Genomic DNA, 324 nt, shown 5'->3' with positions numbered 1-324 from the left:
CCCTGATGTTGTCCCACGGTTATCCACAGATTGCATTGGATAACTTAGCTGTACGATTCGCCGCTCTCGCATAGAATGTCGTCTTAACCGCTTCGGCTTGCAAGGCGGTGAATTTTTGAGATAGTTAGAGACCGTCTCGTCCTGTTTTTTGGGCGGGGCTACCCCACACAGGCTACGGGCGTTCCCGGCAACGACGGCCGGCACCGCACAAAAGCTGTAAATAAACCAATCGAAGATTATGAGCGAAGGCGTATACGGAGAACAGGCAACCGGGCGAGTCACCCACAGCCTCTTGCGACTGAGCACGGCGATGCGAAGCCAGGC

General features: G+C 54.9%; 1 pseudogene. It reads left to right on the top strand.

Annotated elements, in window-relative coordinates:
- Positions 1 to 238 precede the first annotated feature (238 nt).
- Positions 239 to 324 (top strand): annotated as a pseudogene (locus tag SB822_RS55830) (MarR family transcriptional regulator); the annotation flags it as partial.

The sequence above is a fragment of the Paraburkholderia sp. SIMBA_054 genome (assembly GCF_046534875.1).
Lineage (GTDB): Bacteria > Pseudomonadota > Gammaproteobacteria > Burkholderiales > Burkholderiaceae > Paraburkholderia > Paraburkholderia hospita.
The sequence above is the reverse complement of the archived record's forward strand: the minus strand, read 5'-3'. Positions and strand labels throughout refer to the sequence as shown.